The organism is Mesorhizobium sp. LHD-90, from assembly GCF_030929505.1.
Classification (GTDB): Bacteria; Pseudomonadota; Alphaproteobacteria; order Rhizobiales; family Rhizobiaceae; genus Kumtagia.
In genome coordinates, this window is the sequence record NZ_JAVFVV010000004.1 from 268,854 (window position 1) to 295,191 (window position 26,338).

Here is a 26,338-nt window from a genome sequence, read left to right on the forward strand (position 1 = left end):
TGATGAATTCTTCTTCTATCCCGCAGATGGGGCTTGGCACGTTCGGCCGTACCGGCGACGCCGGCATCGAAGCGCTCCTGACCGCCATCGAGGTCGGCTACAGGCATATCGATACGGCGCAGAGTTACGACACAGAAAGCAGCGTCGGGGCCGCGATCCGCCGCTCCGGCCTGCCGCGCGGCGATTTCTTCGTCACCACCAAAGTGGCCGACACCAATCTCGACAAGGCGAGTTTCATGCCGAGCGTCGAGAAGAGCCTGGAAACCCTCGGCATGGACAGGGTCGACCTGCTGCTGATCCACTGGCCGTCGCAGCACGACCAGGTTCCGTTCGAGCACTACATGCTGGCGCTCGCCGAAGCGAAGGCCAAGGGTTTCGCACGTCTGATCGGCGTGTCCAACTTCCCGATCGCCGATCTGGAACGCACCCGCGCGCTGCTCGGCGAGGGCGCCATCGCCACCGACCAGGTGGAGATCCATCCCTATCTGCAATCGCCAAAACTCAGGGATTTTTCGCGCTCGCGCAGCCTGACGCTGACGGCCTACCAGCCGCTCTACAAGGGCAAGGTCAATGACGATCCTGTTCTCAGGAAAATCGGGGCGTCGCATGGCGTGAGCGCGGCGGCGGCGGGGCTCGCCTTCCTGATGCAGGAAGGGCATGTCGTCATTCCCGCCTCGTCCAGCCGGGCGAACCTCGATGGCAATTTCGCCGCGCTCAAAGTGCGGTTGAGCGAGGACGAGATGAACCGCATCCGCGCGCTCGACCGCGGCCTGCGCCACATTAACCCGACCAAGTCGCCGCGCTGGGACGACTGACCGGCGCCAATTCGGGAGATCTTTCGTGGGATCAGTAACGATCAGTGACGTCCGCAAGACTTATGGCGCGGTGCAGGTGTTGCACGGCGTTTCCGTCGACATCGCCGACGGCGAATTCGTCGTGCTCGTCGGCCCCTCCGGCTGCGGCAAGTCGACCTTGCTGCGCATGCTGGCGGGGCTGGAAGACATCAGTTCGGGCGAGGTCGCGATCGACGGGCGGGTGGTCAACGCCGTTCAGCCGAAGGAACGCGACATCGCCATGGTGTTCCAGAGCTACGCGCTCTATCCGCACATGACGGTCGAGCAGAACATGGGTTTCTCGCTGAAACTCGCCCGCGCTCCGAAGGAGGAGATCCGCCAGCGCGTCGCGAAGGCGGCGCAGATGCTCAGCCTCGAAAACTACCTGAAGCGCTATCCGCGCCAGCTCTCGGGCGGCCAGCGCCAGCGCGTCGCCATGGGCCGCGCCATGGTGCGCAACCCGAAGGTCTTTTTGTTCGATGAGCCGCTGTCGAACCTCGACGCGAAGCTTCGCGTGCAGATGCGCTCGGAAATCAAGCAGAACCACCAGCGGCTGAAGACCACAACGGTCTATGTCACGCACGACCAGATCGAGGCGATGACCATGGCCGACCGCATCGTCGTCATGCATGACGGCATCGTCGAACAGGTCGGCACGCCGCTGGAGCTCTACGATTTTCCGGCCAACCTGTTCGTCGCCGGTTTCATCGGCTCGCCGGCCATGAACGTGCTCAAGGGCAGGATCGTCGAGGGCCGTTTCGTTCCCGGCGCCGGAGTGGCGATCGCCGTGCCATCGGTCGGCGGCAGGCACGAAGGCGAGACGGTCAGCCTCGGCGTGCGGCCGGAGCACCTCTCGCTCGATACGAACGGACTCCCGGCCGAGATCCTGACGGTGGAGCCGATGGGTTCCGAGACGCAGGTGCTGATGCGGCTGGCCGGTCACGACATTGTCGGCGTTTTCCGCGAACGCATCCGACAGAAGCCGGGCGAGACGCTGCTTGTGTCGATGGTGCCGGAGCATCTGCATCTGTTCGACGGTTCCGGCCAGCGCATCGCGACGAACTGAACCAGCCGCGTCAAACCATTTTACCCCAACATCGAGGTTCTCCTTTGCAATCCCCCTCCGACATCAAGGACATCGTCCGCCCGCCGCGTCATCTCTCCGACGCGCTGGCCGCGATCGGCACCGCAACTGCCAGCAGCGAGCTCAGCCTGATGGGCATCCGCGACCCGCATATCCATGGGCCGATGCCGCTGAAGTCCGGCCGCTCGGTGGCCGGCCCGGCGCTGACGCTGCAAATGATGCCGAAGCGCGAGGACCTTTACGGCACCAACGAATACGACAATCCGGAACTGCAACTGCATCGCCATGTGCTCTATCCGGCGCAGGCCGGCGACATGGTGGTGGTCGACGCGCGCGGCGACATGGCGAGCGGCATCTTTGGCGAGATGATGCTGACCTTCTTCGCCGGCCGGAAAGGCGCGGGCGTCGTCGTCGACGGCTGCATCCGCGATTCCGCAAAAGCCAAGGAACTCGACCTCGGCATCTGGGTGAAGGGCGTGACGCCCAATTATCACGCGCAGACCAGCCTCATCCCCTTCGCCGTCAACGTTCCCGTCGCCTGCGGCGGGGCGCTGGTGATGCCGGGCGACATCATCGTCGCCGACGACGATGGCGTGGTGGTGGTGCCTGTGGCGCTGGCGCCGCAACTCATCGAGCGGGCGAGCGAACATGCCGAATGGGAGGAGTTTTCGCGGTTCCGCCTGTCGCAGGGCGGCGACCTGCGCAAATATTACCCGCTCACCGAGGCTGTGCGGGACGAATACATCGCCTGGCGCAACGCCCAGGGCAAGCCGTGAGCCAGAGCACCGGTTGCAGCCGGCCGGCGCATCCGGCACCTTGATCGGACACGACACGTCCCAGGCGCATCAGGGAGACGAGGCATGTACAAGAACATGGCGGGGTCGGCGCACAGGCTCGCCCCGCCCGAGATCGCGGTGAAGGCCGAGCCGGACGACGAGCGGGTGTGGGTGCCTCAGGCCGACCGCGTCTGGTTCCGGCCGTTGATGCTCAACACTTTGCAAGGCCAGTGGTGCAACCTTTTGCGCGTGCGCCGCTCCGGCGTGCTGTCGCGGCACCTGCATCCCAACCCGGTGCACGGCTATGTCATCAAGGGAAGGTGGCACTATCGCGAGCACGACTGGATCGCCGAGACGGGCTCCTATGTGTTCGAGCCGCCGGGCGAGATCCACACGCTGCTGGTGCCGGAGGACTGCTCGGAGATGATCACCTTCTTCAACATCACCGGCTCGATGGTCTATCTCGACGAGAACAACAAGCACGTCGGCTACGAGGACGTGTTCACCAAGATCGACATGTGCCGGGCGCATTATGAGAGCGTCGGGCTGGGCGCCGATTATGTTGATCAGTTTGTTCGCTAACTGAGGCAGGTCGTGAGCACAGGGGAGACGGAAACGGACTCGCGTTGGCCGGCAGACTGGTTCACCGGGCGGCGGGTTCTGGTCACCGGCGGCACGTCGGGCATCGGCGCCGGCGTGGCGCGCGCCTTCCTGCGCGCCGGCGGCATGGTGACGGCTACCGGCGTGACGCAGGCCGAAATCGACGCGCTGGCCGGCGATACCGATTTGGGCAGCGCATTGGTCGAACTGCTCGACGTGCGTGATGACCAGGCCGTCAAGGCATTGGTTTCGCGCCTGCCGGCGCTCGACATCGTGGTCAACTGCGCCGGCATCATCCGGCGCGGCGAGGAACTCGATCCGAAAATTTTCGACCAGGTGGTCGACATCAATCTCGGCGGCACTATGCGGGTCTGCGCCGCCGCCCGGCCGCTGCTGGCACGTTCGGGGCAAGGCGCAATCGTCAATCTCGCCTCAATGCTGTCCTTCTTCGGCGGCGGGCTGGTGCCGGGTTATGCTGCGAGCAAGGGCGGCATCTCGCAGCTCACGAAATCGCTGGCCATCGCCTACGCGGGCGACAACATCAGGGTTAATGCCGTCGCGCCAGGCTGGATCGAGACACCGCTGACCACGGCGTTGCGCGAGGATGCCGGTCGTTCCGACGCCATCCTGGCGCGTACCCCACTGAAGCGCTGGGGCAAGCCGGCGGATGTGGCCGGAGCGGTGCTGTTCCTGTGCTCGCCGGTCGCCTCCTTCATCACCGGCAGCACGCTGGTGGTCGACGGCGGCTATTCGATCACCTAGTCGCGAGCGAGCCCGGCGGGGGCTTAGGCGCGACAGCTCGGAACCACTTGCTGGTCTCGCGGTTTCAATGCTTTGGGGATGCCGGGACGAGCAGCACAAAAATCGCGTCGGCATGCCGTCCATGCGGAGGGCTATCATCATGAACGTTGCCAATCTACAGCTTGAGGGCCTGCTGATGGCGGTCGCCTCGGTCAACAATTTGCTCGTCCAAAAAGGACTCCTGACGGTCGATGACGTCGATCTCGCGCTGCGCCGGGCGGAGGCCGGCCTGACCAGCGACGAACGCCTGCATGAAGACATGTCGCCGGCCAACCGCGATGCCGTGTGCTTTCCGATCAGGCTGCTGCGCATGGCCAACAACGCGCAGGGCGAGACCACCGTGCCGTCCTTCTCCGAGCTGACGCGCCTCGTGGGAAGCACGAAACGGCCCTACAACGACCAGATGTGAGCCGAGGTCTGCCGGTCCTCAGACCATCACGGCCCCGACGATCGGCAGGCAGCAGGGTGGACAGCCGCCCGGTTGTGTCTATCTTTGCGCATCGGAGGCTTTCATGGTCCGCTCTCTTCTTGTCGTTCTTGCCACCCTGATCGCGACCGATGCCTATGCGATCGCCCGGTTCTCGTCCAACCGCATGAGTTGCGCGCGCGTGCAGCAGTCAGTCCGCGACAATGGCGCGGCGATCGTCAGTTACACCTCCAGGCGCGGCAATCCGCTCTACGACCGTTTCGTGCGCAGCGCGCAGTTTTGCCAGGGCGGGGAGGTCACCGAGATCGTCTACATTACCGCAGCCGACACCCAGTCCTGCCCGGTCCTGCGGTGCGAGGAATTCGAGCCGCCGTTCAACATGCGATAGAATCGACGCCCGGCGCGGCACGGCCGCAACGGCTTCGGCGGGCTCCGCCGTCAATGCGGCAAGCGGCTTGGTGTTTTGCTGGGAATGGTTGGCCATGACCGCGCAGCGCCGTTCTATGTCATGCCGGAAAATCGGTCTGCCGGCGGTTCAAGGAATGGAGCGGTTCGACTTCGTCGTCATCGGCGCTGGTACGGTCGCGGGGGACGATCCACGGGTATTTTCAAGCACCCGAGCCAGGTCCTCGACGCCCTTGCGGATGGCGCGCGGCGCGATCGCGCTGACGCCGAGCACGAGACCCTTCTCGGCGATCGGCTCGATGCAGAAACGGCCGAGCGTGGACACGGTCAGCCCGGCCTTCGCGGCGCCTTCCTCGACGGCATCCTCCTGGTGGCGCGGATCGACAAAACGGCCGACCACGTGAAAGCCGGCGGCGGAGCGGGCGACATCCAACAGGCCGCCAAGGCGCTTGCCGGCTTCGTCGTGAAAAACCTCGTGCCGCTCGCGATAGATGTCGCGCATGCGGCGCAGGTGCGTGGCGAAGTGGCCCTCGGTGATGAAGGCCGCCGTCACTGCCTGGATGCTCGACGGCACGCCGTGCAGGAAAGCGCCGGAAATGCGCCGGAACACCGGCACCAGCGGCTGCGGCGCGACATAAAAACCCAGCCGCAGCGAGGGGAACATCGCCTTGGAGAAGGTGCCGACATAGATCACGCGCTCGGCTTGGTCGGCGCTTTTCAGCGTCGGCAGTGGCCGGCCGTCGTAGCGGAACTCGCCGTCATAGTCGTCCTCGACAATCCAGGCGTCGCGCTCGTTGGCGACGCTCAAGAGATGCGCGCGGCGCTCGAGGCTCATCTCCGCGCCGGTCGGATGCTGGTGCGCCGGCGTGACAAAAGCCAGCCGAAAATCCGGGGCGAGGCGCAGGCCTGCCTCGACCGACAGCCCCTCGGCATCGACCGGCACCGGCGCCATGGCGGCGCCGCAGGCGATGAAGGAGTTGCGCGCGCCGATCGCGCCGGGATTTTCGAACCACACCCGGTCGCCCCGGTTGAGCAGCACCCGGCCGATCAGGTCGAACGCCTGCTGCGCGCCGTTGACGATAAAGATCTGCCCAGCCTCGCAGGCGATGCCGCGGCTGCCGCGCAAATGGCCGGCGATCGCCTGGCGCAGCGACGGCAGGCCGTCGGGATCGGAATAACCCATCACCGTGTCGCGCGCCTCGCTCCAGTGCTTTGCCGACAGCCGCGACCAGACGGCGAGCGGGAAGGCGTCATAGTCGGGCAGGCCGGTGATGAAGGCGCGCGGCTTTGCCGGATGTGTCAACCGCTGGAAAAATTTCGGCGAAGCCTCGGCGATCAGGTCGGCCAGCTTGGTCGTCGCCGGGCGCTCGGCGTCGACCACCAGCCGGGCGTTCGGCCGCCGCGCCTCGGCCGCCTCGGAGACGAACGAACCGGAGCCGGTGCGCGACACCACCAGCCCCTCGGAGACCAGCCGCTCGAACACGGCGATGGCCGTGGTGCGGGAAATCTTCAGTTCGGCGGCGAAGGTGCGGCTCGACGGCAGCCGCTTGCCGGCCGCGAGGTCGCCCGAGACGATCAACTGCTTGACGGCGTTGTAGACCTGCGAGGTCACCGATCTTTGAGAGGCGCGGTCGATCGAGATCGCGAACAGCAACTCGCCCCCCGAACGCTTCACCATGCCTTGCCGTACCCGCGGTCCCGGCGCGAACGATCGGTTCGCGCGAATTTCGAGAATGGACCTTACACGGCCCGCCTGCCGGGACGATAGAGCCTGTGGCACGCGGCAGGCGCGCACCGGCGGGGACAAGATGCGCATAACCAGGATCGAGACCTTTTCGACCCAATCCATCGGCTTCGTGCGCATCACCGCCGAGGACGGCAGCCAGGGCTGGGGCCAGGTCTCGACCTACAATTCCGACATCACCTCCACCGTCCTGCACCGGCAGGTCGCACCTTATGTACTCGGCGCGGAATTCGACGATATCGACAAATTGACCGACAAGGTGATCGCGCGCGAGCACAAGTTTCCGGGCTCCTACATGAAGCGGGCGCTGGGCGGGTTCGATACCGCGATCTGGGACCTTCGCGGCAAACAGGCGGGGCTGCCCGTGGTCAGCCTGCTCGGCGGCACGCCGGGGCGGCTGCGCGCCTACGCCTCCTCAATGAAACGCGACATCACGCCGGCTCAGGAGGCAGAGCGGTTCAGGCGGCTGCGCGACGAATTCGGTTTCGACGCCTTCAAGTTCCGTGTCGCGGCCGAATACGGCCACGACGTCGACGAGTGGCCCGGCCGCACCGAGGAGATCGTTCCTGCCATCCGCAAGGCGCTGGGCGATGGGGTGGCGCTGCTGGTCGACGCCAATTCCGGCTTCTCGCCGAAGCGCGCCATCGAGGTCGGCAGGCTGTTGCAGGATCACGGCGTCGAGCATTTCGAGGAGCCGTGCCTCTATTGGGAACTCGCGCAGACCAAGGAGGTCGCCGACGCGCTGGATATCGCGGTGACCGGCGGCGAGCAGGACTGCGAGATCGCGACCTGGCGGCACATGATCGACATGCGCGCCGTCGACATCGTGCAGCCCGACATCCTCTATCTCGGCGGCATCAGCCGCACCCTGCGCGTCTGCCGCATGGCGCAGGCCGCCGGCCTGCCGGTCACGCCGCATGCCGCGAACTGGGGGCTGGTGACGCTGTTCACCATGCATCTGCTGCGCGCCATCGAGGGCGCCGGCAAATACCTGGAATTCTCCATCGAGGGCCCGGACTATTATCCGTGGCAATACGGATTGTTCCGCAAGTTCCCCTATGAGGTTGTCGACGGCCACGTGACCGTCTCCGGCGAACCCGGCTGGGGCGTCGAGGTCGATCCGGAATGGCTGGCGAGATCCCGCTATCAGGCAAGCGAGTTTTCATGAGTGAAGACAACCTGCTGCGCGACGTACTGCGCTCCGGCGTGCTGGCGGATCTTCCCGACAGGCATTTCATCGACGGTGCTTGGCGGCCCGCTTCGGGTGGCGGCGTGATGGAAAGTTTCGACCCCGGCCGCGCCAGCCCGCATGCCGTTTTCGCGGCGGGCGACGAGGAGGACGTGGCGGCTGCCGTCGCTGCCGCCAAGCGCGCCGGCGAGGGCGCCTGGAAAAAGGCCCTGCCGCGCGAGCGCGGGCGCATCCTGTCGCGCACCGCGGAACTGATCCGCCAAAATAGCGAACGGCTCGCCATCGCCGAGGTGCTGGACAGCGGCAAGACCATTTCGGAAGCACGCGGCGACGTGGCGGGAGCCGCCCGCTGCTTCGATTATTATGCCGGCGCGGCGGACAAGAACGAAGGAAAGAGCTTTCCGCTCGGCGAGGATTATTCGTCCTTCTCGCTCAACGAACCGGTCGGCGTCACCGCCCACATCGTCCCGTGGAACTATCCGCTTTCCACGGCGGCGCGCAGCGTCGCGCCGGCGCTCGCCGCCGGCTGCACGGCGGTGGTGAAGCCCGCCGAGCAGACACCGATGACGGCGCTGATGCTGGCGGAACTGCTGCACATGGCCGGTCTGCCGGCGGGCGTGTGCAACGTGGTGACCGGCACGGGCTCCGCGGCCGGCGCGCCGCTTGCAGCGCATCCGGATATCAGCCACATCACGTTCACCGGCTCCACCGCGACCGGCATGGGCGTCATGCAGGCCGCGGCCCGCAACGTCGCCTCGGTCACGCTGGAACTCGGCGGCAAATCGCCGAATGTAGTGCTCGCCGACGCCGACCTCGACCTGGCGCTGGACAATGTCGTGGGCGCCATCTTCGAGAATGCCGGCCAGATCTGCTCGGCCGGGTCGCGGCTGGTGATCGAGCGTTCGATCCATGCCGAGTTTATCGAGCGCCTGGTCCGGCGTGCCCAAGACCTGCGCATGGGGCACGGCCTGTCGGAAACCGTGAATTTCGGCGCCATTAACTCCGCCGGGCATCTTGCGAAGATATCGTCCTACCTTGATGGAGCGAGGGCGCGCGGGCTCACTGTGGCGACCGGCGGCAACGTCGCGGCCGATCCGGCCACCGGAAAGGGCTGGTTCTTCGAGCCGACGGTGATCGACGATCTCGCGTGGGACGATCCGGTGGTGCAGGAGGAGATTTTCGGTCCCGTGCTGGCGGTGCAGGTGGTCGACGATTTCGACGAGGCGGTGGCGGCCGCCAACTGCACGCGCTACGCGCTGGTCGCGGGCATCTTTACTCGCGACCTATCCCGGGCGCACCGCTTCGCCCGCGCCGTCGACGCCGGCCAGGTCTACGTCAACGAATATTTCGCCGGCGGCATCGAGACACCGTTCGGCGGCAACCGCAAATCCGGGATCGGCCGGGAGAAGGGCCTCGTCGCGGTGCATAGCTATTGCAAGGTGAAGTCGGTCACCGTCAGGATTTGACGCCGGCCGAAGTCACCCTGCGCGCTGCCGCCTCATGTCTCCCGGTTCGATGCCCGCTACCACCACCGGCGCCTTCATGGCGTCGCGCCGGAAAGGCTCGCCGAGTTCCTGGTTGAGGATCACTTCGATGAAGGTCGTGACCTTGTCCTTCATCTGCGCCTCGACGGCCACGCGCAGCGCCTCGGTCAGCGCCTCCATGCTGCGCACCTGAACGCCCTTCAGCCCGCAGGCCTCGGCGATCCTGGCATATTGCACGTCGGGAGAAAGTTCGGTGCCGACAAAATTGTCGTCATACCAGAGCGTGGTGTTGCGTTTCTCGGCGCCCCACTGGAAATTGCGGAAGACCACCATGGTGATCGCCGGCCACGGATCGCGGCCGACCGCCGTCATCTCGTTCATCGAGATGCCGAAGGCGCCGTCGCCGGCGAAGCCTACCACCGGCACGTCAGGGCAGCCGATCTTGGCGCCGACGATCGCCGGAAAGCCGTAGCCGCACGGACCGAACAGGCCGGGCGCCAGGTATTTGCGGCCCTTCTCGAAACTCGGATACGCGTTGCCGATGGCGCAGTTGTTGCCGATGTCGGAAGAGATGATCGCCTCCTTCGGCAGCGCCGCCTGGATGGCGCGCCAGGCCATGCGCGGCGACATCCTGTCCGGCTCCCTGTTGCGGGCGCGCTCGTTCCAGGTGGTGCCTGGGTCGTCGTCCTCGTGGTCCATGGACGAAAGCTGCTGCAGCCAGGCGGAGCGGGTACGGTGGATTTCCGCCTCGCGTTCGGCGCGGTCGGCCTGCCCGGCATGCGGCCCGAGCTGCCCGAGGATCTGTTCCGCCACCTGGCGCGCGTCACCCTGGATGGCGACGGTGACCTTCTTGGTCAGGCCGATGCGGTCGGCATTGATGTCGACTTGGATGATCTTCGCGGTCTTCGGCCAGTAGTCGATGCCGTAGCCCGGCAGCGTCGAGAACGGGTTGAGGCGCGTGCCGAGCGCCAGGACGACGTCCGCCTTGGCGATCAGTTGCATGGCGGCCTTGGAGCCGTTGTAGCCGAGTGGCCCGGCCGCCAGAGGGTGGCTGCCCGGAAAGGCGTCGTTGTGCTGGTAGCCGCAGCAGACCGGGGCCGCCAGTCGCTCGGCCAGACGCCGCGAGGCGTCGACGCCGTTGCCAAGCACCACGCCGGCGCCGTTGAGGATCACCGGGAATTTCGCCTCGGACAGCAGCTTCGCCGCCTCGGCGATCGCCGCCGCGCCGCCGGCGGGGCGCTCCAGCCGCACGACCTGCGGCAGCTCGATATCGACGACTTGCGTCCAGAAATCGCGCGGCACGTTGATCTGCGCCGGCGCCGAGCCGCGCCAGGCCTTTTCGATGACGCGGTTCAGCACCTCGGCGATGCGGGAGGGGTCGCGCACCTCCTCCTGGTAGCAGACCATGTCCTTGAACAGGGCCATCTGCTCGATTTCCTGGAAGCCGCCCTGGCCGATGGTGCGGTTGGCAGCCTGCGGGGTCACCAGGAGCAGCGGCGAATGGTTCCAGTAGGCGGTCTTGACCGGCGTGACGAAATTGGTGATGCCCGGACCGTTCTGGGCGATCGCCATCGCCATCTTGCCGGTGGCGCGGGTAAAACCGTCGGCCATCATGCCGGCATTGCATTCATGCGCGCAGTCCCAGAAAGTGATGCCGGCCTTGGGGAAGAGGTCGGATACCGGCATCATCGCCGAACCGATGATGCCGAAGGCATTGTCGATGCCGTGCATCTGCAGGACCTTGATGAAGGCCTCTTCGGTGGTCATTCTCATGTGGCGTGTCTCCCCTTCGCCTGTCTTTTCGCCGCCCGCAAGCCGTGGCCTGCCGGCGCCCGTTGCTACAGCTATTCATACGGACTTTGAAGCGTCCAGCCACTTTCGGAAATGTGCCAGATGCGCTCGATTGACATTGCGAGTGGTCTGTCATTTTGTTGAGAATGGCAGTGTCTGTAGGGAAGGTCCCTCACCAGACTGTCGAATGGCAAGCTTCGCCGGCTCGCAGGGGAGCGTCACCGCGCCGTTATCCGACGGCGCCATAACAAAAACGCCAAGGGGACTTCGCGTTACCCGGCCGGCCGGCCTTACGAAGCACAACCGGACCTAGAAAACCGAATGGGAGAATTCACGTGATCAAGCTTATCAAACCGCTAAGCCGCCGTACGTTTCTGCAGGCCACGGCCGCGGGCGCCGGCCTTCTGGCCGCGCCGGCCATCATTTCCAGCAAGGCGCTCGCTTCCTCGGGCGAAGTGAACTTCACCGGCTGGGCCGGTTATCCGAAGCTCGCAGAGGTGGTGTTCCCGGCCTTCACCAAGGCAACCGGCATCAAGGTCAACTTCACCGAACTCCCCGACCAGGACGCCATGTTCGCGCAGGCCAAGGTCGCCGTCGAAGCCGGCGGCATCGACGTGATCGAGCCGACGATCGACCGCTGGGGCGGCTGGAACGCCAACGGCCTGCTGCAGTCGCTCGATGAATCCAAGCTGGCGATGGGCAACTATCTGCCCGGCCTCGCCGATGGCGCGGCGGGCGAACGCTCGCGCCTCGACGGCAAGCTCTACTACGTGCCGTCGAACTGGGGCACCGAGGCGCTGGTCGCCAACGACGCCAACGCCAAACTGTCGTCGCCGCCGTCGCTGGGCGACCTGTTCAGCGCCGACAACCAGGTGGTGCTGCGTCCGCACTCGACGCTCGCCGCCATGGGCCGTTATCTCGACGCGCAGGGCAAGCTGCCGCGTCCGTGGATCGACGGCTATTCCGACATGGGCGCCATGGTGCAGCTCTGGGACATCGCGCTGGCCGAGGCGATCAAGGCCAAGGGCAACGTCGTCCAGTGGTGGTCGGGCGAGAACGAGGCCAATGCCGGCTTCACCGCCAACGGCGCGACGCTCGGCCTGTGCTGGGATTCGACCGGCTACAACCTGCGCAAGGACGGCTACAAATACGTCGCTCCGACCGAAGGCGCCTTCGCCTGGCACCAGGGCTTCGTGATGATGAAGAACGCCAAGAACGTCGAGCAGGGTCTCGAGTTCATGAAGTTCGTGTCCACGCCGGAGGGCGCGGCCGGCTGGGCCACGGCCTTCTCGTCGAACCCGGTGGGCAAGGGCGCGGCCGATCTCATGGATCCGGACGTGAAGGCCTATTACAACGGCACCTTCAACGACGAGGCGCTGTCGAAGCTGTGGTGGTGGCCGGAGCAGACCGCCGAGTTCATCTCCAAGCGCGGCGAATACGCGGACAAGTACAGGGCTGCCTGACCGGCGAGCCTGCGGAAGCCGCCGGATTCAGGACGCGATCCGGCGGTTTCATGTTGCACCGCGAAATGGTTCCGCGCTAGCGTGGCCGGCAATGATGACAGCGGGCACAAGCTCGCGGCTACAGAGGGATGCGCGCACGCATGAGCGCGGGTGTTGAGCTCGACGACGTGAGCTGCGACTTCGGCCGTTTTCGCGCCGTCGACCATGTGAATGTTTCCATACGACCGGGCGAGTTCTTCTCGTTCCTCGGCCCGTCGGGCTGCGGCAAGACGACGATCCTGCGCATGATCTCAGGGTTCCAGGAGCCGTCCGAAGGCGCCATCCGCATCGGCGGCAAGGACATGCGCGGCCAGCGCGCCAACCAGCGGCCGACCGCCCTGATCTTCCAGAACCTGGCGCTGTTCCCGCTGATGCCGGTCTGGGAGAACATCGCCTTCGGCCTGGAGGTGCGCGGCGAGGACAAGGTCAGGCGGCGCGCCCGGGCGGAGGAATTGCTGCGGCTGGTCGACCTGCCCGGCGCGGCCGACAAGATGATCGGCCAGCTTTCCGGCGGCCAGAAACAGCGTGTCGCCATCGCCCGCGCGCTTGCCGTAGAACCCTCGGTCATGCTGCTCGACGAGCCGCTGTCGGCGCTCGACCTGAAGCTGCGTCAGCATATGCGCGCCGAGTTGCGCGGCATCCAGAAACGCACGGGCGTCACCTTCATCTACATCACCCACGACCAGGGCGAGGCGCTCGCCATGTCGGACCGCGTCGGGGTCATGAGCCAGGGCCGCCTGCAGCAGGTCGCCGACCCGCGCGAGATCTACAACAATCCGGTGAACGGCTTCGTCGCCGGCTTCGTCGGCGAAATGAACAGGCTGACGGGCGAAGTCGGCCAGGTCGCCAACGGTCATGCCGTCTTCGGGACACCGCACGGCACTTTCCGTGCCCGGCTGGCGCCTGGTGTGAACGGAGCGCCGGTCAAGCTTTATGTCAGGCCGGAGCACATGGTGCTTTCGCAGGATGGCGGCAGCGAGAACTCGGTGCCGGTCACCATCGGCGACATCGCGTTCGAGGGAAATTTCATCACCGTGTCGGCGACGGCGGACACGGGCGCGGATCTGACCGCCGAAGTGCGCAACGACGGCATCGGCAAACTGCCTGACCGCGGCGCCAAGCTGTTCATGCACTTCGACGCCGACCGCGCGATCATCCTGCCCGACGAGTCGAAGGCCTGACGCGATGCAGGACCTGCTCCGGCGCTACGGCGCGACGCTGACCGGGGCCTTCGTCGTGCTGACCGCCTTCTGGCTGCTGGCGCTGGTGATCCTGCCGAACGTCACGCTGTTCGAATCGTCCTTCCGCTACTATCTGCCGGTCGTCGACATCGGCGGGCCGAAGGATGTTTACACGCTCGCCAACTACCAGAAATTCATCAACAATCCGGTCGAGACCTCGTTTCTTGGCATCCCCTTCACGATGCCGATCCACATGATCACCTTCTTCAACACGGTGATCTTTTCGGCGATCGTGACGGTGATCACCTTCGTGCTCAGCTACCCGCTGGCCTACTATCTCGCCAAGATGGTGTCGCCCGCTTCGCTGCCGACGCTCATCCTGCTGCTGTTCATTCCGCTGTGGGTATCGGAAGCGCTGCGCGCCTTCGCCTGGTACATCATCCTCACCTTCAACGGCCCGCTCAATTCCTCGCTGGTGGGCCTGGGGCTGCTCGACAGCCCGATCCGCTGGCAGAACGGCGTGGTGACCGCCTACGATGCGATCGTCATCGGCCTTGTCTACACCTACGTGCTGTTCATGGTGTTCCCGATCTACGGGTCGATCCAGTCGCTGGACCGCAACCAGATCGAGGCGGCTGAGGATCTCGGCGCCAAATGGTGGCAGACCCACTGGCGGGTCGTGCTGCCGCACGCCAAGCCGGGCATCGCCTCGGGCTGCGTGATGGTGTTCATGCTGTCGGCCGGGTCGCTTCTGGTGCCGACCGTGTTGCCGTCGACAAGGTCCAACTGGTTCACCCAGACCATCCAGGTACTGATGCTGGAGAGCCAGGACTGGAATTCCGGCGCCGCCTATTCCTTCCTCTACATCCTGCTTTGCACGGTCGTCGTGACGCTGGTCATGTGGCTGTTCAAGGTCAAGCTCAGCGACATCGCGAAGTAGGGGGCGGGGATGCACAGGAAGCGCAACCTGCTCGGCCACCTCTATATGGGGGCCTTCCTGTTCTACCTGTTCGTGCCGCTCGCCATCATGGGCGGCGCGGCCTTCAATGACAGCCGGCTGCCGTCCGTCTATCCGTGGAAAGGCTGGACCGGACGGTGGTTCGCCGAACTGTTCGCCGACCAGGTGATGTGGACGTCGTTCATCAACACGATCCTGGTCGCGCTGGCCGTCGTCGCGTTGGCCGTGCCGCTCGGCACGGCCGGCGCGATCCTGATCAACTCGATCTCGGGCAAGGTGCGCGGCGCGCTCTACGGGCTGATGGTCGCGCCCATCCTGATGCCGGGAGCGGTGATCGGCATCTCGACGCTGCTGTTCTGGAACCATGCGAACGTTCCACCAGGGCTGCACCTGTCGGTGTTCGGGCAGGTGAGCTACATCGCCGCCTTCGTGATGCTGCTGGTGTTGGCACGGCTGCAAAGTTTCGATCCGGCGCTGGAGGAGGCGGCGCTGGACCTGGGCGCCAGCCACGGCCAGGTGCTGCGCCGCATCCTGCTGCCGCACCTCGCGCCCGCGCTGGGCGCCGGCGCGGCCATCGCGTTTTTCCAGTCGATCGAAAATTTCAACGTGACGCTGTTCACGCGTGGCACGTCGAACACGCTGACGGTCTATGTCTTCTCGAAGGTCCGCAGCGGCATCACGCCGACCATCAACGCCCTGGCGCTGATACTGATCAGCGTGACCATCGTCTGCGCGATCTGGTACGAGATCGCGCGCCGCCGGGCGGAGAGACGGGCGTTGCTGCTCGAACGCACCGCCACGCTCGAAAGCGCCGCGATGCTCGAAAGCGCCGCGTAACCGGCGTTCCGGGCATCGTGCGGATACCGTTGGCGCCGTTCAGCGCGTCGTTGCCCCGGCTCAATAGGTTGCACGACCGCCCGACAGGTCGAAAACGGACGCCGTGGTGAAACTGTTCTCCTTGGAGACCAGCCAGGCGATCATGTTGGCCGCCTCGTCGACCTCGAGGAACCGGGCGCGCGGGATCTTCGACAGCATGTAGTCGATGTGCTCCTGCTTCAATTGATCGAAGATCGGCGTGCGGGCGGCGGCAGGCGTGACGCAGTTCACCGCGATGTCATAGCCGGCCAGTTCCTTGCCGAGTGATTTCGTCAGGCCGATTACCGCGGCCTTGGAGGCCGAATAGGCTGAGGCGTTGGGATTGCCTTCCTTGCCGGCGATCGAGGCGATGTTGACGATGCGGCCGTAGTTGCGCGCCTTCATGGCCGGCACGACCGCGCGGTTCACGAAGAAGGTGCCGTTGAGGTTGATGTCGATGACCCGCCGCCAGGCGTCGATCGGATAGTCGTCCAGCGTGTGGTTCGGGCCGGCGACTCCGGCGGAATTCACCAGGATAGACACCGGTCCCGATTCGCCTTCTGTGTGGGCGTGCGCGGCAACCACGGCATCGGGATCGGTGATGTCGACGACGACCGCCCTGGCGGCGTCGCCGAGTTCGGCGGCCGCGGCGTTCAGTTGCGCTTCGTTGACGTCCCACAGGCTGACCTTGGCGCCCGATGCGACGATGCGCTTGGCGAAGGCGAAGCCAAGCCCTTGCGCCCCGCCGGTCACCACGGCGACCTGGCCTTCGAGATCGATCCTGTTCATCCGTTCCTCATGCTTTCGATGCGTTTTGGTTTTCGATGCCGGCGGCCGGTCATCGTATCGACTGATCTACCGCGTCCAGGCGGCGCTGTATCGTCTCACTGGACGTCTTCCATCCTGCCACTGCGGGCGGAACGGTACATGGCGTCGAGCAGCACGGAAGACCGCATGCCGACCACGCCGTCGGCGGGGTTGATCGCCGCGGCGCCGCGGCAGAGATCGACCAGCAGGGTGATGGGAGCGACGAGTTCGTAGTCGCCGGCTTTGGCATCCAATTCGGCGACATGCGACATGCCGTCGTGGCGGACGACCTCCACGCGCGGGCGTTCGATGTCGAACAGAAGCATGCCCTCGCTGCCGAAGATGCGGATGTCGATCTGGTAGCCGCGCGATTTTGGCACCGTGGCCGAGCCGGAAAGCGCCATGGTGGCGCCGTTGGCGAATTCGATCACCGCGGCGTCGTAGAAGTCGACGCCGGCCGGCGAAAGGCCGGTGCGGGCGAACACCCGGACCGGATCGAGATCGACGATGCGGAACAGCGCGCCGAGGCCGTGCGTGAGCTGGCCCCAGCCATAGCCGCCCGACCGCGCGGGGTCGGCCCAGGTCGAAACCGGCGGCCGGAACAGATGGTCGCGCGTTTCCACCATCGGCTCGCCGCCGAACAGGTCGGCGAGCGCCGAGGCCATCTGCGCGACGACGTGGTGGACTTCGCCGATCCAGCCTTCGGCGACCAGCCGGTGCGCGGTCTCGACGACAGGCCTGAAATTCCAGCCATAAGGCAGGACGATTTCGGCGCCGTTGTTGCGGGCCAGGGCCAGGAGATCGCGGGCATCGGCCGCCGTGGTCGCCATCGGCTTCTCGATCAGCGTGTGAAGTCCCTTCGCCAGCGAAAGGCGCGCATGTTGCGCGTGCAGCGTATGCGGCGAGGCGACGACCACGCCGTGCAGATGTTCCTTCTCCAGCATTTCGGCAGGGTCGAAATGGGGTTTTGCGCCGGGGAAATTGGAAACGACCTTGTCCATGCCCTCGGCATCCGGCCGGACAACCGCGACCGAGCCGACATGCGGATTGGCATATAGCGAAGGGATATGGGCCAACGTCGCCCACCAGCCGGCGCCAATGACGCCGATGTTGACCTTCTCCGACACGGTTCTCCTCCCCTGCCGCTCAACAAACAACCCGCAGTTCGATGGCGAACAGCTTCGCCACCAGCCGCGGCGCCACGACCCGGTGCCCCGGCGCCATCACGCCGTGATGAGTCGGCCCTTCCGCCGCCCAGGTGTTGACGAACCTACGCAATCCGGGCGGGAAACGCACCCGGCAATTCGTATCCCCGAGTTGCATGGATGGTCGGGGCCGCCACCAGCCCGAGAGACATGAGGCCGACGCGCGGCTTTGCCCCCAGCGGCATCTCTGCTTCTTCCTCCCGGGGCCACAGTGCTAGCAGACTGTAACTTGACTGACAAGTTGCGAGGTGACATCGTGGCTATATCCTGACGACCGGGAAGGGGCCGTGCGGGAAGATAGTTGGCGGCAGCGTCCGCCTTGGGAGGATCAGGGATATGAAGAGATTCGCCAGAGCGCTCGCGCTTGGTGTGGCCGTGTGCATGCTGCCCGCGGCATCCGCCTTCGCCGAGGATTTCCACGGCTTCGACCCCGCCAATTTCGACGGCAAGCGGCTCAGCGCCGAGCAGTATGCGGCGATGGTCAAGGACGCCACTGCCGTCACGCCGCCGCGCAACGGCCAGAAATACGTCATCGGCTTCGCCAATCTGCAGCGCGACATCACCTTCGGCGTGGTGGTTGAGAAATCGATCCAGGCAAATGCCGATCTCGCCGGCGTTGAACTGCTGGTCACCGACAACCGGCTCGACGGCCCTACGGCGCTGGCCAACGCCCAGAGCTATGTGCAGCGCGATGCCGACTATGTCATCGAATTCCAGACCGACAGCAATTTCGGCCAGACCATCATGAACGTCTTCAACGAGGACGGGGTGAAGGTCGTGGCGATCGACATACCGATGCCCGGCGCCACCTTCTTCGGGGCCAACAACCCGAAGTCGGGCTACATGTCCGGATCCTATCTTGGCCAGGCCGCCATCGCCAAGTTCGGCAAGGACAAGGCGATGGAAGGCTACTTCGTCGTCGGCGAACTGCCGCAGTCGGGCGCCATCCCCAAGATGCGCACGGAGGGACAGGTCAACGGCTTCCTGTCGGCCCTGCCGGAATTCGACAAGGCGAAGATGCTGCGCATCGACACCAAGAACACCCAGCAGGAATCCTTCGCCCAGATGTCGAACGTGCTCGGCCGCATCCCGGAAGGCGTGCCGATCATGGTGACCGCGATCAACGACCAGTCGGCGATCGGCATGCTGCGCGCCGTCCAGCAGGCCGGGCGTCAGGCGGATGTGGTCGCGGTGGGCAACGGCGCCGACGAGACCAAGGCGCTGGTCGAGGAGCCGGATCTGGTCGCGGCGACCGGTTATTTCCCGGAGACCTATGGCAACTACCTGCTGCCGATCGCGCTGTCCGCGCTGGCCGGCAAGCCGCTGCCGCCGGCCGTGCTGGTCAACCATGTGATGATCAACAAGGCCAATGTCTGCCAGTATTACGCCGACTTCAAATGCACGGACAAAGCCGACTTCGAATACGTGTTCCCGCAGGAAGCGTTCTCGGCCTACCTGACCGAATTGCGCAAGGAGGATTTCCTCAAGGGTTTCGAGGATCTCGTGCCGGCGAACTAAAATACTTACGGATGCGGGGGCCGGAGTCTGAGCCCGTCCTCGCCGCTTCCATTTTCCAGCAGGTAGCCAACAATGGCCGAAACGCGAATTCTCGACATGACCGGCATCGGCAAGTCGTTCGGCGGCGTGCCGGTGCTGAGCAATGTGCATTTTCATGTTGATGCCGGCGAAGTCGTCGCGCTGCTCGGTGCCAACGGCGCCGGCAAGTCGACGCTGATGAAGATCCTGTCCGGCAACTATTCGCGCAATGCCGGCGCGATCGCCATCAACGGGCAGATTTACGAGCTCAGGACGCCCGCCGACGCGCTGGCGCTCGGCATCCGCATGCTGCCGCAGGAGCTTTCGATCTTTCCCGACTTGACGGTTGCCGAGAACATCATGATCGGCGCGTTGCCAAAGTCCGGCATGCATGTCGACTTCCGGACGCTCGAGGAACGGGCCGCCGCATTGCTGAAGCGCATGGGGCTGGACTGGCTGTCGCCGCGCACGCGCATGGGCGATCTTTCCCATCATGTGCAGCGCATCGTCGAGATCGCGCGCGCCATGAACGGCGAGGCCCGCATCCTGATCATGGACGAGCCGACCGCCTCGCTGGCTGCCGACGAGGTTGAGACGCTGTTTTCGATCATCCGCCGGCTGCAGGCGGAGGGAATTTCGGTCATCTACATCTCGCATTATCTCAAGGAGGTGTTCGCCATCGCCGGCCGTATCGTCGTGCTGCGCGACGGCCGCAACGCCGGCGACTTCCGCACAGGTTCGACGAGCGTCGACGAGGTGCTGCAGGCCATCGTCGGCAACCGCGTCGGCGACCTCTATCCTCCTTTCTCCGCCAATGCCGGCGGGAAACAGGATGATGTCACTGTCGAGGGGCTGAGCGTCGCTGGATGGCTGCGCGACATCGATTTCACCATCCGCCGCGGCGCCATCACCGGCGTGCACGGGCTGATCGGTTCGGGCGTGGAGACGATCGGGCGGGCGTTGTTCGGCGGCAGCGAGCTCCGCGCCACCGCGCGGCGCGTAACGATCGGCGGCGCGCCTTATCGGATCACGACGCCGGGCCGGGCGGTGGCCGCCGGACTGGGGCTGGTCGCGGCGGAGCGCAAGCGCGAGGGCATCATCTCCATGCTCAGTCTGCGCGAGAACATGTCGGCCGCCAACATGCCGCTGTTCACGCGCGGTCTTATCGTCGATCGCGGCAAGGAAGAGCGCACGGTGGGCGACTGGATCCGGCGTCTGACGATCCGCGCCCGAGGCCCGGAACAGCAGATCGGCACATTGTCCGGCGGCAACCAGCAGAAGGTCTGCCTGGCGCGCTGGCTGCTCGGCAACCTGAAGGTGCTGATTCTGGAGGAGCCGACGCGCGGTGTGGATGTCGGCGCGCGGCAGGAAATCTATCGCCAGATCCGCCAGCTCGCCGACGAGGGGCTCGGCATACTGCTGATCTCGTCCGACGCCGAGGAGGTCGCGGGACTGTCCGACCGGTCGATCGCGCTGGCGGGCGGACGAATCGCATCTACCTTCGAACAGCCCGTACTGGCCTCCGCCCTGATGAACGCGGCCAGCCACTCGGCCGTCGCGGCCTGAACCCTGGGAGCGACCGATGTCCGAAATCCAGTCGACGCGGCAGGCAACGGCGGTCCAGGAGCTGGGCAGACGGCCGAAGGATCTTCTCGGCCGGCCTTGGGCCGGCGTCGCCATGCTGCTCGTGTTCTACCTGATCCTGATCGGGGTGTTCACGGCGCTGACGCCGTTCTTCCTGACGGTCAAGAACCTGCTGTCGATCGGCTCCAACATGGCTTTCATCGGCCTGATGGCGGCCGCCGGCACGCCGCTGATCATCGCCGGCGGGCTCGACCTTTCGGTGGCGGCGGTGGCCGGCATTTCCGGCGTCATCGTGGCCATGTGCTACGCGGCGGGCATCGACATCTGGCTGGCCTGCCTGATCGCCATCGCCGCCGGCGGCCTGATCGGTGCGGGCAACGGCGCGCTCACCAACGGGCTCAGGCTCAATCCATTCATCGTCACGCTCGGAACCATGTCGATCATCACCGGCCTGTCGCTGGTTCTGACCGGGGGCCTGACCCAGCCGCTGATGATCGAGGGCTTTAACTGGATCGGTTCCGGTCGGATCGGCGGCTCGCGCGGCATTCCGGTGCCGCTGGTCATCATGCTCGTCGCTTTCCTGCTGATCTGGTGGGTGATGGCCTTCACCCCGTTCGGCCGCTACATATATGCCGCCGGTGGCAATCCCGAGGCCTCGCGCATGCTGGGCATCCCGGTCGACCGCACGCAGGTGGTGCTCTACGTGGTTTCCGGCATATCGGGCGCGCTGGCCGGCGTCATCGTTGCGGCGATGCTCGGCGCGGCCGCGCCGGATTCGGTGGGCAGGCATCTGCTTACCGTGATCGCGGCCATCATTCTCGGCGGAACGTCGCTGTTCGGCGGCCGCGGTTCGGTCTGGGGCACGCTGCTCGCCGTGCTGATACTCGGCACGCTCAACAACGGCCTGACCTTGCTCAACGTGTCGAGCTTCTGGCAGGACGTGACCAAGGGCGTCGTGCTGCTGCTGGCCGTCAGCCTCGACCAGTTGCGCGTGCGTTCCCAAGGATGAGGCCTCGATGACGCCCTTAGACCAGCTTCGGCCGATCGAGGTCACGCCCTCCGCCTCCGAGAAGGTGGCGGAGCGCTTGTTGAGCCTCATCGCCTCCGGCAACATCGCGCCGGGCGACAAGCTGCCCAGCGAGAACCAGCTCTCGAAGGCGCTGCATGTGTCGCGGCCGGTGGTGCGCGAAGCGCTGCGCGGCCTGACCATGATGGGTGTGGTGGAAACCAGGCAGGGCGGCGGCTCCTATGTCACCGATCTCAAGCCGAACCGGCTGATGGCGCCGCTCTCCTTCGTGCTCAGCCTGCAGGACTACAGCCTGGACAGCCTGTTCACCGCGCGCACCGTCATCGATGGCGGGCTGGCGGCCGAGGCGGCGCGCAGCGCGACGCCGGCGCAACTGGAACGCTTCGCCGAACTGGTCGAGGTCGCCTATCGCACCGTCGCCGATCCGGTCGCGTTCCGGCTGGCGGATGTGGAGTTCCATGAACTGGTCGGGACCGCCTCTGACAATGCCTTCCTCGACCGGGTGTCGCGGTCGCTCTACAGCCTTGCCATCGACCAGCGCCGCAAGGCCTCGGAAACGCCCGGCGTGCTCGACCAGTCGGCGAAGGACCACGACGCCATCGTCAGGGCCATCGGCGCACGCGATCCTGAAGCGGCCGAGGCAGCGATGGTCGCGCATGTCGAGCATATCCGCAAGACGACGCTCGACGTGCTTGCGGGCGCCGATCCCGTTCCATTCCGCATCCGGTAGGCCGCAATGCTGCTCGAAGGAAAACGTGCAATCGTCACCGGTGGCGACCGCGGCCTTTTCGTCAACCTGCAATAGGGAAATCCCCATGCCCGAGCGCGTCGCATTCCGCATGAAGGTCCATCCGGGCAAGGTGGCCGAATACAAACGCCGCCACGACGAACTCTGGCCGGAAATGATCGAGGCACTGCACAAGGCCGGCGTCTCCGACTATTCGATCTGGCACGATCCGCAGACGGACTACCTGTTCGCGACGCTGGTGCGCTCCGACGACCACCGCATGGCCGACTTGCCGAAGACCGAGGCGAACCAGCGCTGGTGGGCGTTCATGCAGGACGTCATGGACTACAATGACGACGGCACGCCGCATGTGGTCGAACTCGCCCGCGTCTTTCACCTGCCGTAACCCAAGCCAAGCGGAAGCCCGATGCCCAGTTTCATCATCAAGGACGTCCGCGTCTTCCTCGTCGAGAGCGAGGGCGACGGCGGCGACTATTTCCAGAAGGGCAAGGGTCACTGGCTGATCGACACGCTGATCGCCAATCCGATGTCGGGCCATGAGAAATACAAGGCCTCCCGCTCGTCCTGGGGCATCGGCGTGATGGGCTCGATCGTCGTCGAGATCGAGACCGAATCGGGAGCGACCGGTGTCGCGACGGGCTTTGGCGGGCATCCGGCGGCCTGGCTGGTCAAGCATCATTTTTCGCGTTTCCTGATCGGCGAGGACGCGCGCAATATCGCGAAAATCTGGGACCAGATGTTCCGCGCATCGATGCCCTATGGCCGCAAGGGCATGCCGATCGCCACGATTTCCGTGGTCGACCTGGCGCTATGGGACCTGATCGGCAAGCTGCGGGGCGAGCCCGTCTACAACCTGATCGGCGGCAAGTGCCGCGACGAGATCACCTTCTACTGCACCGGGCCCGCGCCGGACGCGGTCAAAAGCCTCGGCTTCTGGGGCGCGAAGGTGCCGCTGCCGCACAGCCATTTCGACGGCGAGGAGGGGCTCGTGCGCAACATCGACTATCTGGCGGCGCAGCGGGACAAGGTGGGGCCGGCCTATCCGCTGATGGTCGACTGCTACATGTCGTTGACGGTGCCTTATGCGATCCGGCTGGCGGACGCGGCCAGGCATCTCGACATCTACTGGTGGGAAGAGGTGCTTCATCCCGACGACGTCGAGGGTTTCAGGCTGCTCAAGCAAGCGCATCCGACGCTGAAATGGACGACCGGCGAGCATGAATACACCCGCTACGGCTTCCGCCGGCTGATCGAGGAGCGGACCATCGACGTCATCCAGCCCGACGTGATGTGGGTCGGCGGGCTGACGGCGCTGCTGCAGATCGCCGCCCATGCGGCGGCCTACGACGTGCCGGTCATTCCGCACGGCTCGGGACCCTATTCCTACCATTTCATCGCCAGTCAGCCGGCGCAGTCGCTCTGCGAATATGTGGCGGCGAGTCCCGACGGCCGTTCGATCATGCCGATCTTCGGCAAGCTGTTCATCGGCGAGGACCTGCCGCGCGACGGCCGACTCACGGTCGGCGACAAGCCCGGATTCGGCATGGAGATCGCCGACCGCGCACTGCTCCAGCCATTCGATTAGGGCCTGTTGATATTCGGGCCAGAGCGGGCTGCAAATGGCGCTTTTCTGCGCTTCCGATGCTCATGTACCTTCACGTACACTCCGCTTCGGTTCTCGAAAATCACCATTTTCGCCTCGCCCTGACCGGAATCTCAACAGACCCTAGGCGGGCAGCGGGGGCGCAGCGATTTTCGCGGCGTGGGTTGCGCCGGGACCGCCATCCCGTCGGTTCCGTTCGCATGTTGTCGCCAATGTGCTTCCCCAAGGTGATTTGCCGACCTCCGCGTGGAAAGGGCTGCGCACCGTTTGATTTTGTTAACAATCCGCGCGGAAAATACGTCGAACGCATGTTCAAACGATAGCGATTCTCCTACGTTGCATCCGTTCGACAACGCCGCTCTGTGGAGTTCGGTCGCGAAAGTTTGCAGGCACTTCGAAAGGCATGCTATCCATCTGCGGTGGTAGGCGGGAACAGCGGCTCCACGGTTTCATTTGGGCGTTTCAGAGTGGCAGTTGAGGACGATCACCCAAGCCGAAAGCCCGCGGAGTCATCCTCCGCAAGCGATGCCCGTCTGGCAAAACTGCTTGAAAACACGTCCGACCTCGTCTCCTTCTACGATCGCGAACTGCGCATGACCGATTGCGCGGCGAGCCTGCAGCAGGCGCGCGGCGGCGCCGTGGCGCTCGGCGCCCGTCCCTGGGACATCTACCCGGCGCTGGCCGAAGGCGAGCCGCGCTGCGCCCTGGAACGCGTTCTGGCGGGCGTCTCCTCGGTGACCGTGGATCTCTACGGTGCCGGGCGCCGGACCAGGAAAGGCGTGGTTTTCCGCACTGCCGAGGGCATCGGCATCATCGAAGCGTCCGAGCAAAGGCCCGTGGCGATCGACGAGGCGGAACATGTGAAGCTTCTGCACCAGGCCACGCACGACGTGCTGACCGGCTTGCAGAACCGGCGCCGTTTCAGCGAGCGGCTGGAGGAGGTGCTGGCTGCCGGGGAGGGCGGGCGCGAGCGCTCGGCGCTGCTGCAGATCGATCTCGATGATTTCAAGTCCGTCAACGACACGCTCGGGCATAGCACGGGCGACACCTTGCTGCAGCTTGCCGCCGAGCGGATCCGAGACGCCCTGCGGGACGGCGGCACGGCCTACCGCTACGCGGGCGATGAGTTCGCGGTCATACAGTACGGCAAGGAGCAGCCCTTCGCGGCCGAGCAATTGGCCCAGGCCCTGGTGGACGCTTTTAAGCCTCCTTTCATCATCAATGGCATCCCGCTGTTTGTGGGTGCAAGCATCGGCGTCGCCTTCGGTCCGCAGCACGGAACCGAGAGCGAAGAGCTGATGAAGGCGGCCGACATAGCGCTCTATGCCGCCAAACGCGAAGGCCGGGGCTGTGCGCGAATCTTCAACCGCTCGATGATGCTGCTTCTGGAGCAGCGCGAGAACCTGCGGCGGAACTTGCGGGTGGCGCTGGAGCGCGAGGAACTTCATCTCGTCTACCAGCCGCTGATCCAGGCCCCGGGATCGATCGTTGGGTTCGAGGCGCTGCTGCGCTGGAACCACCCGGAAATAGGGCCGATCCCCCCGTCCGTTTTCATCCCGATGGCGGAAGCGGACGGGCTGATGGAGGAAATCGGCCGCTGGGTGCTGGAGGAAGCCTGTCGCGAGGCCATGACCTGGCCGCAAGAGTTCAACGTGGCGGTCAACCTGTCGCCGGCCCAGTTCCTCGGCGGCTCGCTGACCGACACCGTTGCCCAGGTGATAGACACGTCCGGCATCCGGGCCGACCGGATCGAATTCGAGATCACCGAGACCGTCCTGCTCGAGCAGACGGTCGACAATCTGGACACGCTGAACACGCTGAACGTGCTGGGCATCCGGATTTCGCTGGACGATTTCGGAACCCACTACTCGTCACTGGCCTATCTGAAGAATTTTCCCTTCGACTCGGTCAAGATCGACCAGTACTTCATCAGGGATCTGTTGTCGGAGAAGAAGAGCCAGACGATCGTCCGGTCCATCATGGGTCTCGCGCACGGCCTCGGCATGAGCGTCACCGCCGAGGGGGTCGAGACAGCGGGGCAGGCCCTGTGGCTGGTCGGCGAGGGTTGCGATTGCCTCCAGGGGAATTTTCTGGGAGAGGCGATGGTGGCGGATTCGATTCCCGATTTCATAGCCCGGTCATCGATGTCGTTGCACGGGATGAACGAGCAGGATCGCTTCTGATCGAAAGGTGCTGTC

General features: G+C 65.2%; 24 protein-coding genes. 20 read left to right on the forward strand and 4 right to left on the reverse strand.

Features of this window, described 5'->3' with window-relative positions; all coding sequences use genetic code 11:
* Positions 1 to 2: 2 nt before the first annotated feature.
* The 7 genes from RB623_RS07245 (at position 3) to RB623_RS07275 (ending at position 4,909) form a co-directional block, all read left to right on the forward strand.
* The gene (locus RB623_RS07245; protein ID WP_308056103.1) at positions 3 to 815 is read left to right on the forward strand and encodes an aldo/keto reductase; all 813 of its coding nucleotides are present in this window, start codon (positions 3 to 5) and stop codon (positions 813 to 815) included.
* Between the two features lie 25 nt (positions 816 to 840).
* A complete protein-coding gene (locus RB623_RS07250) occupies positions 841 to 1,899 on the forward strand; it encodes a sn-glycerol-3-phosphate ABC transporter ATP-binding protein UgpC (protein WP_308056104.1) in 1,059 nt (352 codons plus the stop codon).
* A gap of 44 nt (positions 1,900 to 1,943) precedes the next feature.
* Positions 1,944 to 2,693 (forward strand): ribonuclease activity regulator RraA, encoded by a 750-nt coding sequence (locus RB623_RS07255; RefSeq protein ID WP_308056105.1) that lies wholly within the window; start codon positions 1,944 to 1,946, stop codon positions 2,691 to 2,693.
* An 84-nt stretch (positions 2,694 to 2,777) separates the two neighbouring features.
* Positions 2,778 to 3,275, forward strand: a complete 498-nt coding sequence (locus RB623_RS07260) for a 2,4'-dihydroxyacetophenone dioxygenase family protein (RefSeq protein ID WP_308056106.1) — start codon at positions 2,778 to 2,780, stop codon at positions 3,273 to 3,275.
* Positions 3,276 to 3,287: 12 nt separating this feature from the next.
* A complete protein-coding gene (locus RB623_RS07265) occupies positions 3,288 to 4,055 on the forward strand; it encodes an SDR family NAD(P)-dependent oxidoreductase (protein WP_308056107.1) in 768 nt (255 codons plus the stop codon).
* Between the two features lie 139 nt (positions 4,056 to 4,194).
* Positions 4,195 to 4,503: a hypothetical protein gene (locus RB623_RS07270; RefSeq protein WP_308056108.1), complete on the forward strand. Its 309-nt coding sequence runs from the start codon at positions 4,195 to 4,197 to the stop codon at positions 4,501 to 4,503.
* 103 nt (positions 4,504 to 4,606) lie between these two features.
* Positions 4,607 to 4,909: a hypothetical protein gene (locus RB623_RS07275; RefSeq protein ID WP_308056109.1), complete on the forward strand. Its 303-nt coding sequence runs from the start codon at positions 4,607 to 4,609 to the stop codon at positions 4,907 to 4,909.
* Between the two features lie 147 nt (positions 4,910 to 5,056).
* Here RB623_RS07275 and RB623_RS07280 read toward each other — a convergent pair whose 3' ends face one another.
* Positions 5,057 to 6,604, reverse strand: coding sequence for a PLP-dependent aminotransferase family protein (locus tag RB623_RS07280; RefSeq protein WP_308056110.1), 1,548 nt, complete (start codon positions 6,602 to 6,604; stop codon positions 5,057 to 5,059).
* 130 nt (positions 6,605 to 6,734) lie between these two features.
* On the opposite strand from RB623_RS07280, the gene RB623_RS07285 reads away from it, so the two are divergent.
* Positions 6,735 to 7,838, forward strand: a complete 1,104-nt coding sequence (locus tag RB623_RS07285) for a mandelate racemase/muconate lactonizing enzyme family protein (RefSeq protein WP_308056111.1) — start codon at positions 6,735 to 6,737, stop codon at positions 7,836 to 7,838.
* Positions 7,835 to 9,325, forward strand: a complete 1,491-nt coding sequence (locus RB623_RS07290) for an aldehyde dehydrogenase family protein (RefSeq protein WP_308056112.1) — start codon at positions 7,835 to 7,837, stop codon at positions 9,323 to 9,325. The genes RB623_RS07285 and RB623_RS07290 overlap by 4 nt, the downstream gene beginning before the upstream one ends.
* A 12-nt stretch (positions 9,326 to 9,337) precedes the next feature.
* Here RB623_RS07290 and xsc read toward each other — a convergent pair whose 3' ends face one another.
* Positions 9,338 to 11,116 (reverse strand): sulfoacetaldehyde acetyltransferase, encoded by a 1,779-nt coding sequence (gene xsc, locus RB623_RS07295; protein WP_308056114.1) that lies wholly within the window; start codon positions 11,114 to 11,116, stop codon positions 9,338 to 9,340.
* Positions 11,117 to 11,469: 353 nt separating this feature from the next.
* On the opposite strand from xsc, the gene RB623_RS07300 reads away from it, so the two are divergent.
* The 4 genes from RB623_RS07300 to RB623_RS07315 all read left to right on the forward strand — a co-directional run bounded on the left by RB623_RS07300 (position 11,470) and on the right by RB623_RS07315 (position 15,612).
* Positions 11,470 to 12,597, forward strand: coding sequence for an extracellular solute-binding protein (locus tag RB623_RS07300; RefSeq protein ID WP_308056115.1), 1,128 nt, complete (start codon positions 11,470 to 11,472; stop codon positions 12,595 to 12,597).
* 140 nt (positions 12,598 to 12,737) lie between these two features.
* On the forward strand, positions 12,738 to 13,817 hold the full coding sequence (locus RB623_RS07305; protein WP_308056116.1) for an ABC transporter ATP-binding protein: 1,080 nt from the start codon (positions 12,738 to 12,740) through the stop codon (positions 13,815 to 13,817).
* 4 nt (positions 13,818 to 13,821) lie between these two features.
* Positions 13,822 to 14,757 (forward strand): ABC transporter permease, encoded by a 936-nt coding sequence (locus tag RB623_RS07310; protein ID WP_308056117.1) that lies wholly within the window; start codon positions 13,822 to 13,824, stop codon positions 14,755 to 14,757.
* A gap of 9 nt (positions 14,758 to 14,766) precedes the next feature.
* Positions 14,767 to 15,612: an ABC transporter permease subunit gene (locus tag RB623_RS07315; RefSeq protein WP_308056118.1), complete on the forward strand. Its 846-nt coding sequence runs from the start codon at positions 14,767 to 14,769 to the stop codon at positions 15,610 to 15,612.
* A gap of 60 nt (positions 15,613 to 15,672) precedes the next feature.
* On the opposite strand, the gene RB623_RS07320 is transcribed toward RB623_RS07315, so the two are convergent.
* Together RB623_RS07320 and RB623_RS07325 are read right to left on the reverse strand one after the other, a co-directional pair.
* Complete coding sequence (locus RB623_RS07320) at positions 15,673 to 16,419, reverse strand: SDR family NAD(P)-dependent oxidoreductase (RefSeq protein WP_308056119.1); 747 nt, start codon at positions 16,417 to 16,419, stop codon at positions 15,673 to 15,675.
* Positions 16,420 to 16,514: 95 nt separating this feature from the next.
* Complete coding sequence (locus RB623_RS07325; RefSeq protein WP_308056120.1) at positions 16,515 to 17,564, reverse strand: Gfo/Idh/MocA family oxidoreductase; 1,050 nt, start codon at positions 17,562 to 17,564, stop codon at positions 16,515 to 16,517.
* Between the two features lie 414 nt (positions 17,565 to 17,978).
* On the opposite strand from RB623_RS07325, the gene RB623_RS07330 reads away from it, so the two are divergent.
* The 7 genes from RB623_RS07330 (at position 17,979) to RB623_RS07360 (ending at position 26,323) form a co-directional block, all read left to right on the forward strand.
* On the forward strand, positions 17,979 to 19,160 hold the full coding sequence (locus RB623_RS07330; RefSeq protein ID WP_308056121.1) for a sugar ABC transporter substrate-binding protein: 1,182 nt from the start codon (positions 17,979 to 17,981) through the stop codon (positions 19,158 to 19,160).
* A gap of 72 nt (positions 19,161 to 19,232) precedes the next feature.
* Entirely contained in the window at positions 19,233 to 20,744 is a 1,512-nt protein-coding gene (locus tag RB623_RS07335) for a sugar ABC transporter ATP-binding protein (RefSeq protein ID WP_308056122.1), read from the forward strand.
* 16 nt (positions 20,745 to 20,760) lie between these two features.
* On the forward strand, positions 20,761 to 21,771 hold the full coding sequence (locus RB623_RS07340) for an ABC transporter permease (protein WP_308056123.1): 1,011 nt from the start codon (positions 20,761 to 20,763) through the stop codon (positions 21,769 to 21,771).
* Between the two features lie 7 nt (positions 21,772 to 21,778).
* Positions 21,779 to 22,519, forward strand: a complete 741-nt coding sequence (locus RB623_RS07345; protein ID WP_308056124.1) for a FadR/GntR family transcriptional regulator — start codon at positions 21,779 to 21,781, stop codon at positions 22,517 to 22,519.
* Positions 22,520 to 22,598: 79 nt separating this feature from the next.
* The gene (gene rhaM / locus RB623_RS07350; RefSeq protein ID WP_308056203.1) at positions 22,599 to 22,922 is read left to right on the forward strand and encodes an L-rhamnose mutarotase; all 324 of its coding nucleotides are present in this window, start codon (positions 22,599 to 22,601) and stop codon (positions 22,920 to 22,922) included.
* Between the two features lie 21 nt (positions 22,923 to 22,943).
* A complete protein-coding gene (gene rhmD, locus RB623_RS07355; RefSeq protein ID WP_308056125.1) occupies positions 22,944 to 24,122 on the forward strand; it encodes an L-rhamnonate dehydratase in 1,179 nt (392 codons plus the stop codon).
* Positions 24,123 to 24,733: 611 nt separating this feature from the next.
* Entirely contained in the window at positions 24,734 to 26,323 is a 1,590-nt protein-coding gene (locus RB623_RS07360) for an EAL domain-containing protein (RefSeq protein ID WP_308056204.1), read from the forward strand.
* Positions 26,324 to 26,338 lie beyond the last annotated feature (15 nt).

Bases quoted from the DNA above. Each gene is read 5' to 3' on its own strand.
- RB623_RS07320 (WP_308056119.1), bottom strand. From the start codon at position 16,419: ATGAACAGGATCGATCTCGAAGGCCAGGTCGCCGTGGTGACCGGCGGG.
- RB623_RS07335 (WP_308056122.1), top strand. From the start codon at position 19,233: ATGGCCGAAACGCGAATTCTCGACATGACCGGCATCGGCAAGTCGTTC.
- RB623_RS07280 (WP_308056110.1), bottom strand. From the start codon at position 6,604: ATGGTGAAGCGTTCGGGGGGCGAGTTGCTGTTCGCGATCTCGATCGAC.
- xsc (WP_308056114.1), bottom strand. From the start codon at position 11,116: ATGAGAATGACCACCGAAGAGGCCTTCATCAAGGTCCTGCAGATGCAC.
- RB623_RS07360 (WP_308056204.1), top strand. From the start codon at position 24,734: ATGACCGATTGCGCGGCGAGCCTGCAGCAGGCGCGCGGCGGCGCCGTG.
- RB623_RS07315 (WP_308056118.1), top strand. From the start codon at position 14,767: ATGCACAGGAAGCGCAACCTGCTCGGCCACCTCTATATGGGGGCCTTC.
- RB623_RS07330 (WP_308056121.1), top strand. From the start codon at position 17,979: ATGAAGAGATTCGCCAGAGCGCTCGCGCTTGGTGTGGCCGTGTGCATG.
- RB623_RS07345 (WP_308056124.1), top strand. From the start codon at position 21,779: ATGACGCCCTTAGACCAGCTTCGGCCGATCGAGGTCACGCCCTCCGCC.
- RB623_RS07245 (WP_308056103.1), top strand. From the start codon at position 3: ATGAATTCTTCTTCTATCCCGCAGATGGGGCTTGGCACGTTCGGCCGT.
- RB623_RS07285 (WP_308056111.1), top strand. From the start codon at position 6,735: ATGCGCATAACCAGGATCGAGACCTTTTCGACCCAATCCATCGGCTTC.
- RB623_RS07340 (WP_308056123.1), top strand. From the start codon at position 20,761: ATGTCCGAAATCCAGTCGACGCGGCAGGCAACGGCGGTCCAGGAGCTG.
- rhmD (WP_308056125.1), top strand. From the start codon at position 22,944: ATGCCCAGTTTCATCATCAAGGACGTCCGCGTCTTCCTCGTCGAGAGC.
- RB623_RS07305 (WP_308056116.1), top strand. From the start codon at position 12,738: ATGAGCGCGGGTGTTGAGCTCGACGACGTGAGCTGCGACTTCGGCCGT.
- RB623_RS07270 (WP_308056108.1), top strand. From the start codon at position 4,195: ATGAACGTTGCCAATCTACAGCTTGAGGGCCTGCTGATGGCGGTCGCC.
- RB623_RS07290 (WP_308056112.1), top strand. From the start codon at position 7,835: ATGAGTGAAGACAACCTGCTGCGCGACGTACTGCGCTCCGGCGTGCTG.
- RB623_RS07260 (WP_308056106.1), top strand. From the start codon at position 2,778: ATGTACAAGAACATGGCGGGGTCGGCGCACAGGCTCGCCCCGCCCGAG.
- RB623_RS07275 (WP_308056109.1), top strand. From the start codon at position 4,607: ATGGTCCGCTCTCTTCTTGTCGTTCTTGCCACCCTGATCGCGACCGAT.
- RB623_RS07310 (WP_308056117.1), top strand. From the start codon at position 13,822: ATGCAGGACCTGCTCCGGCGCTACGGCGCGACGCTGACCGGGGCCTTC.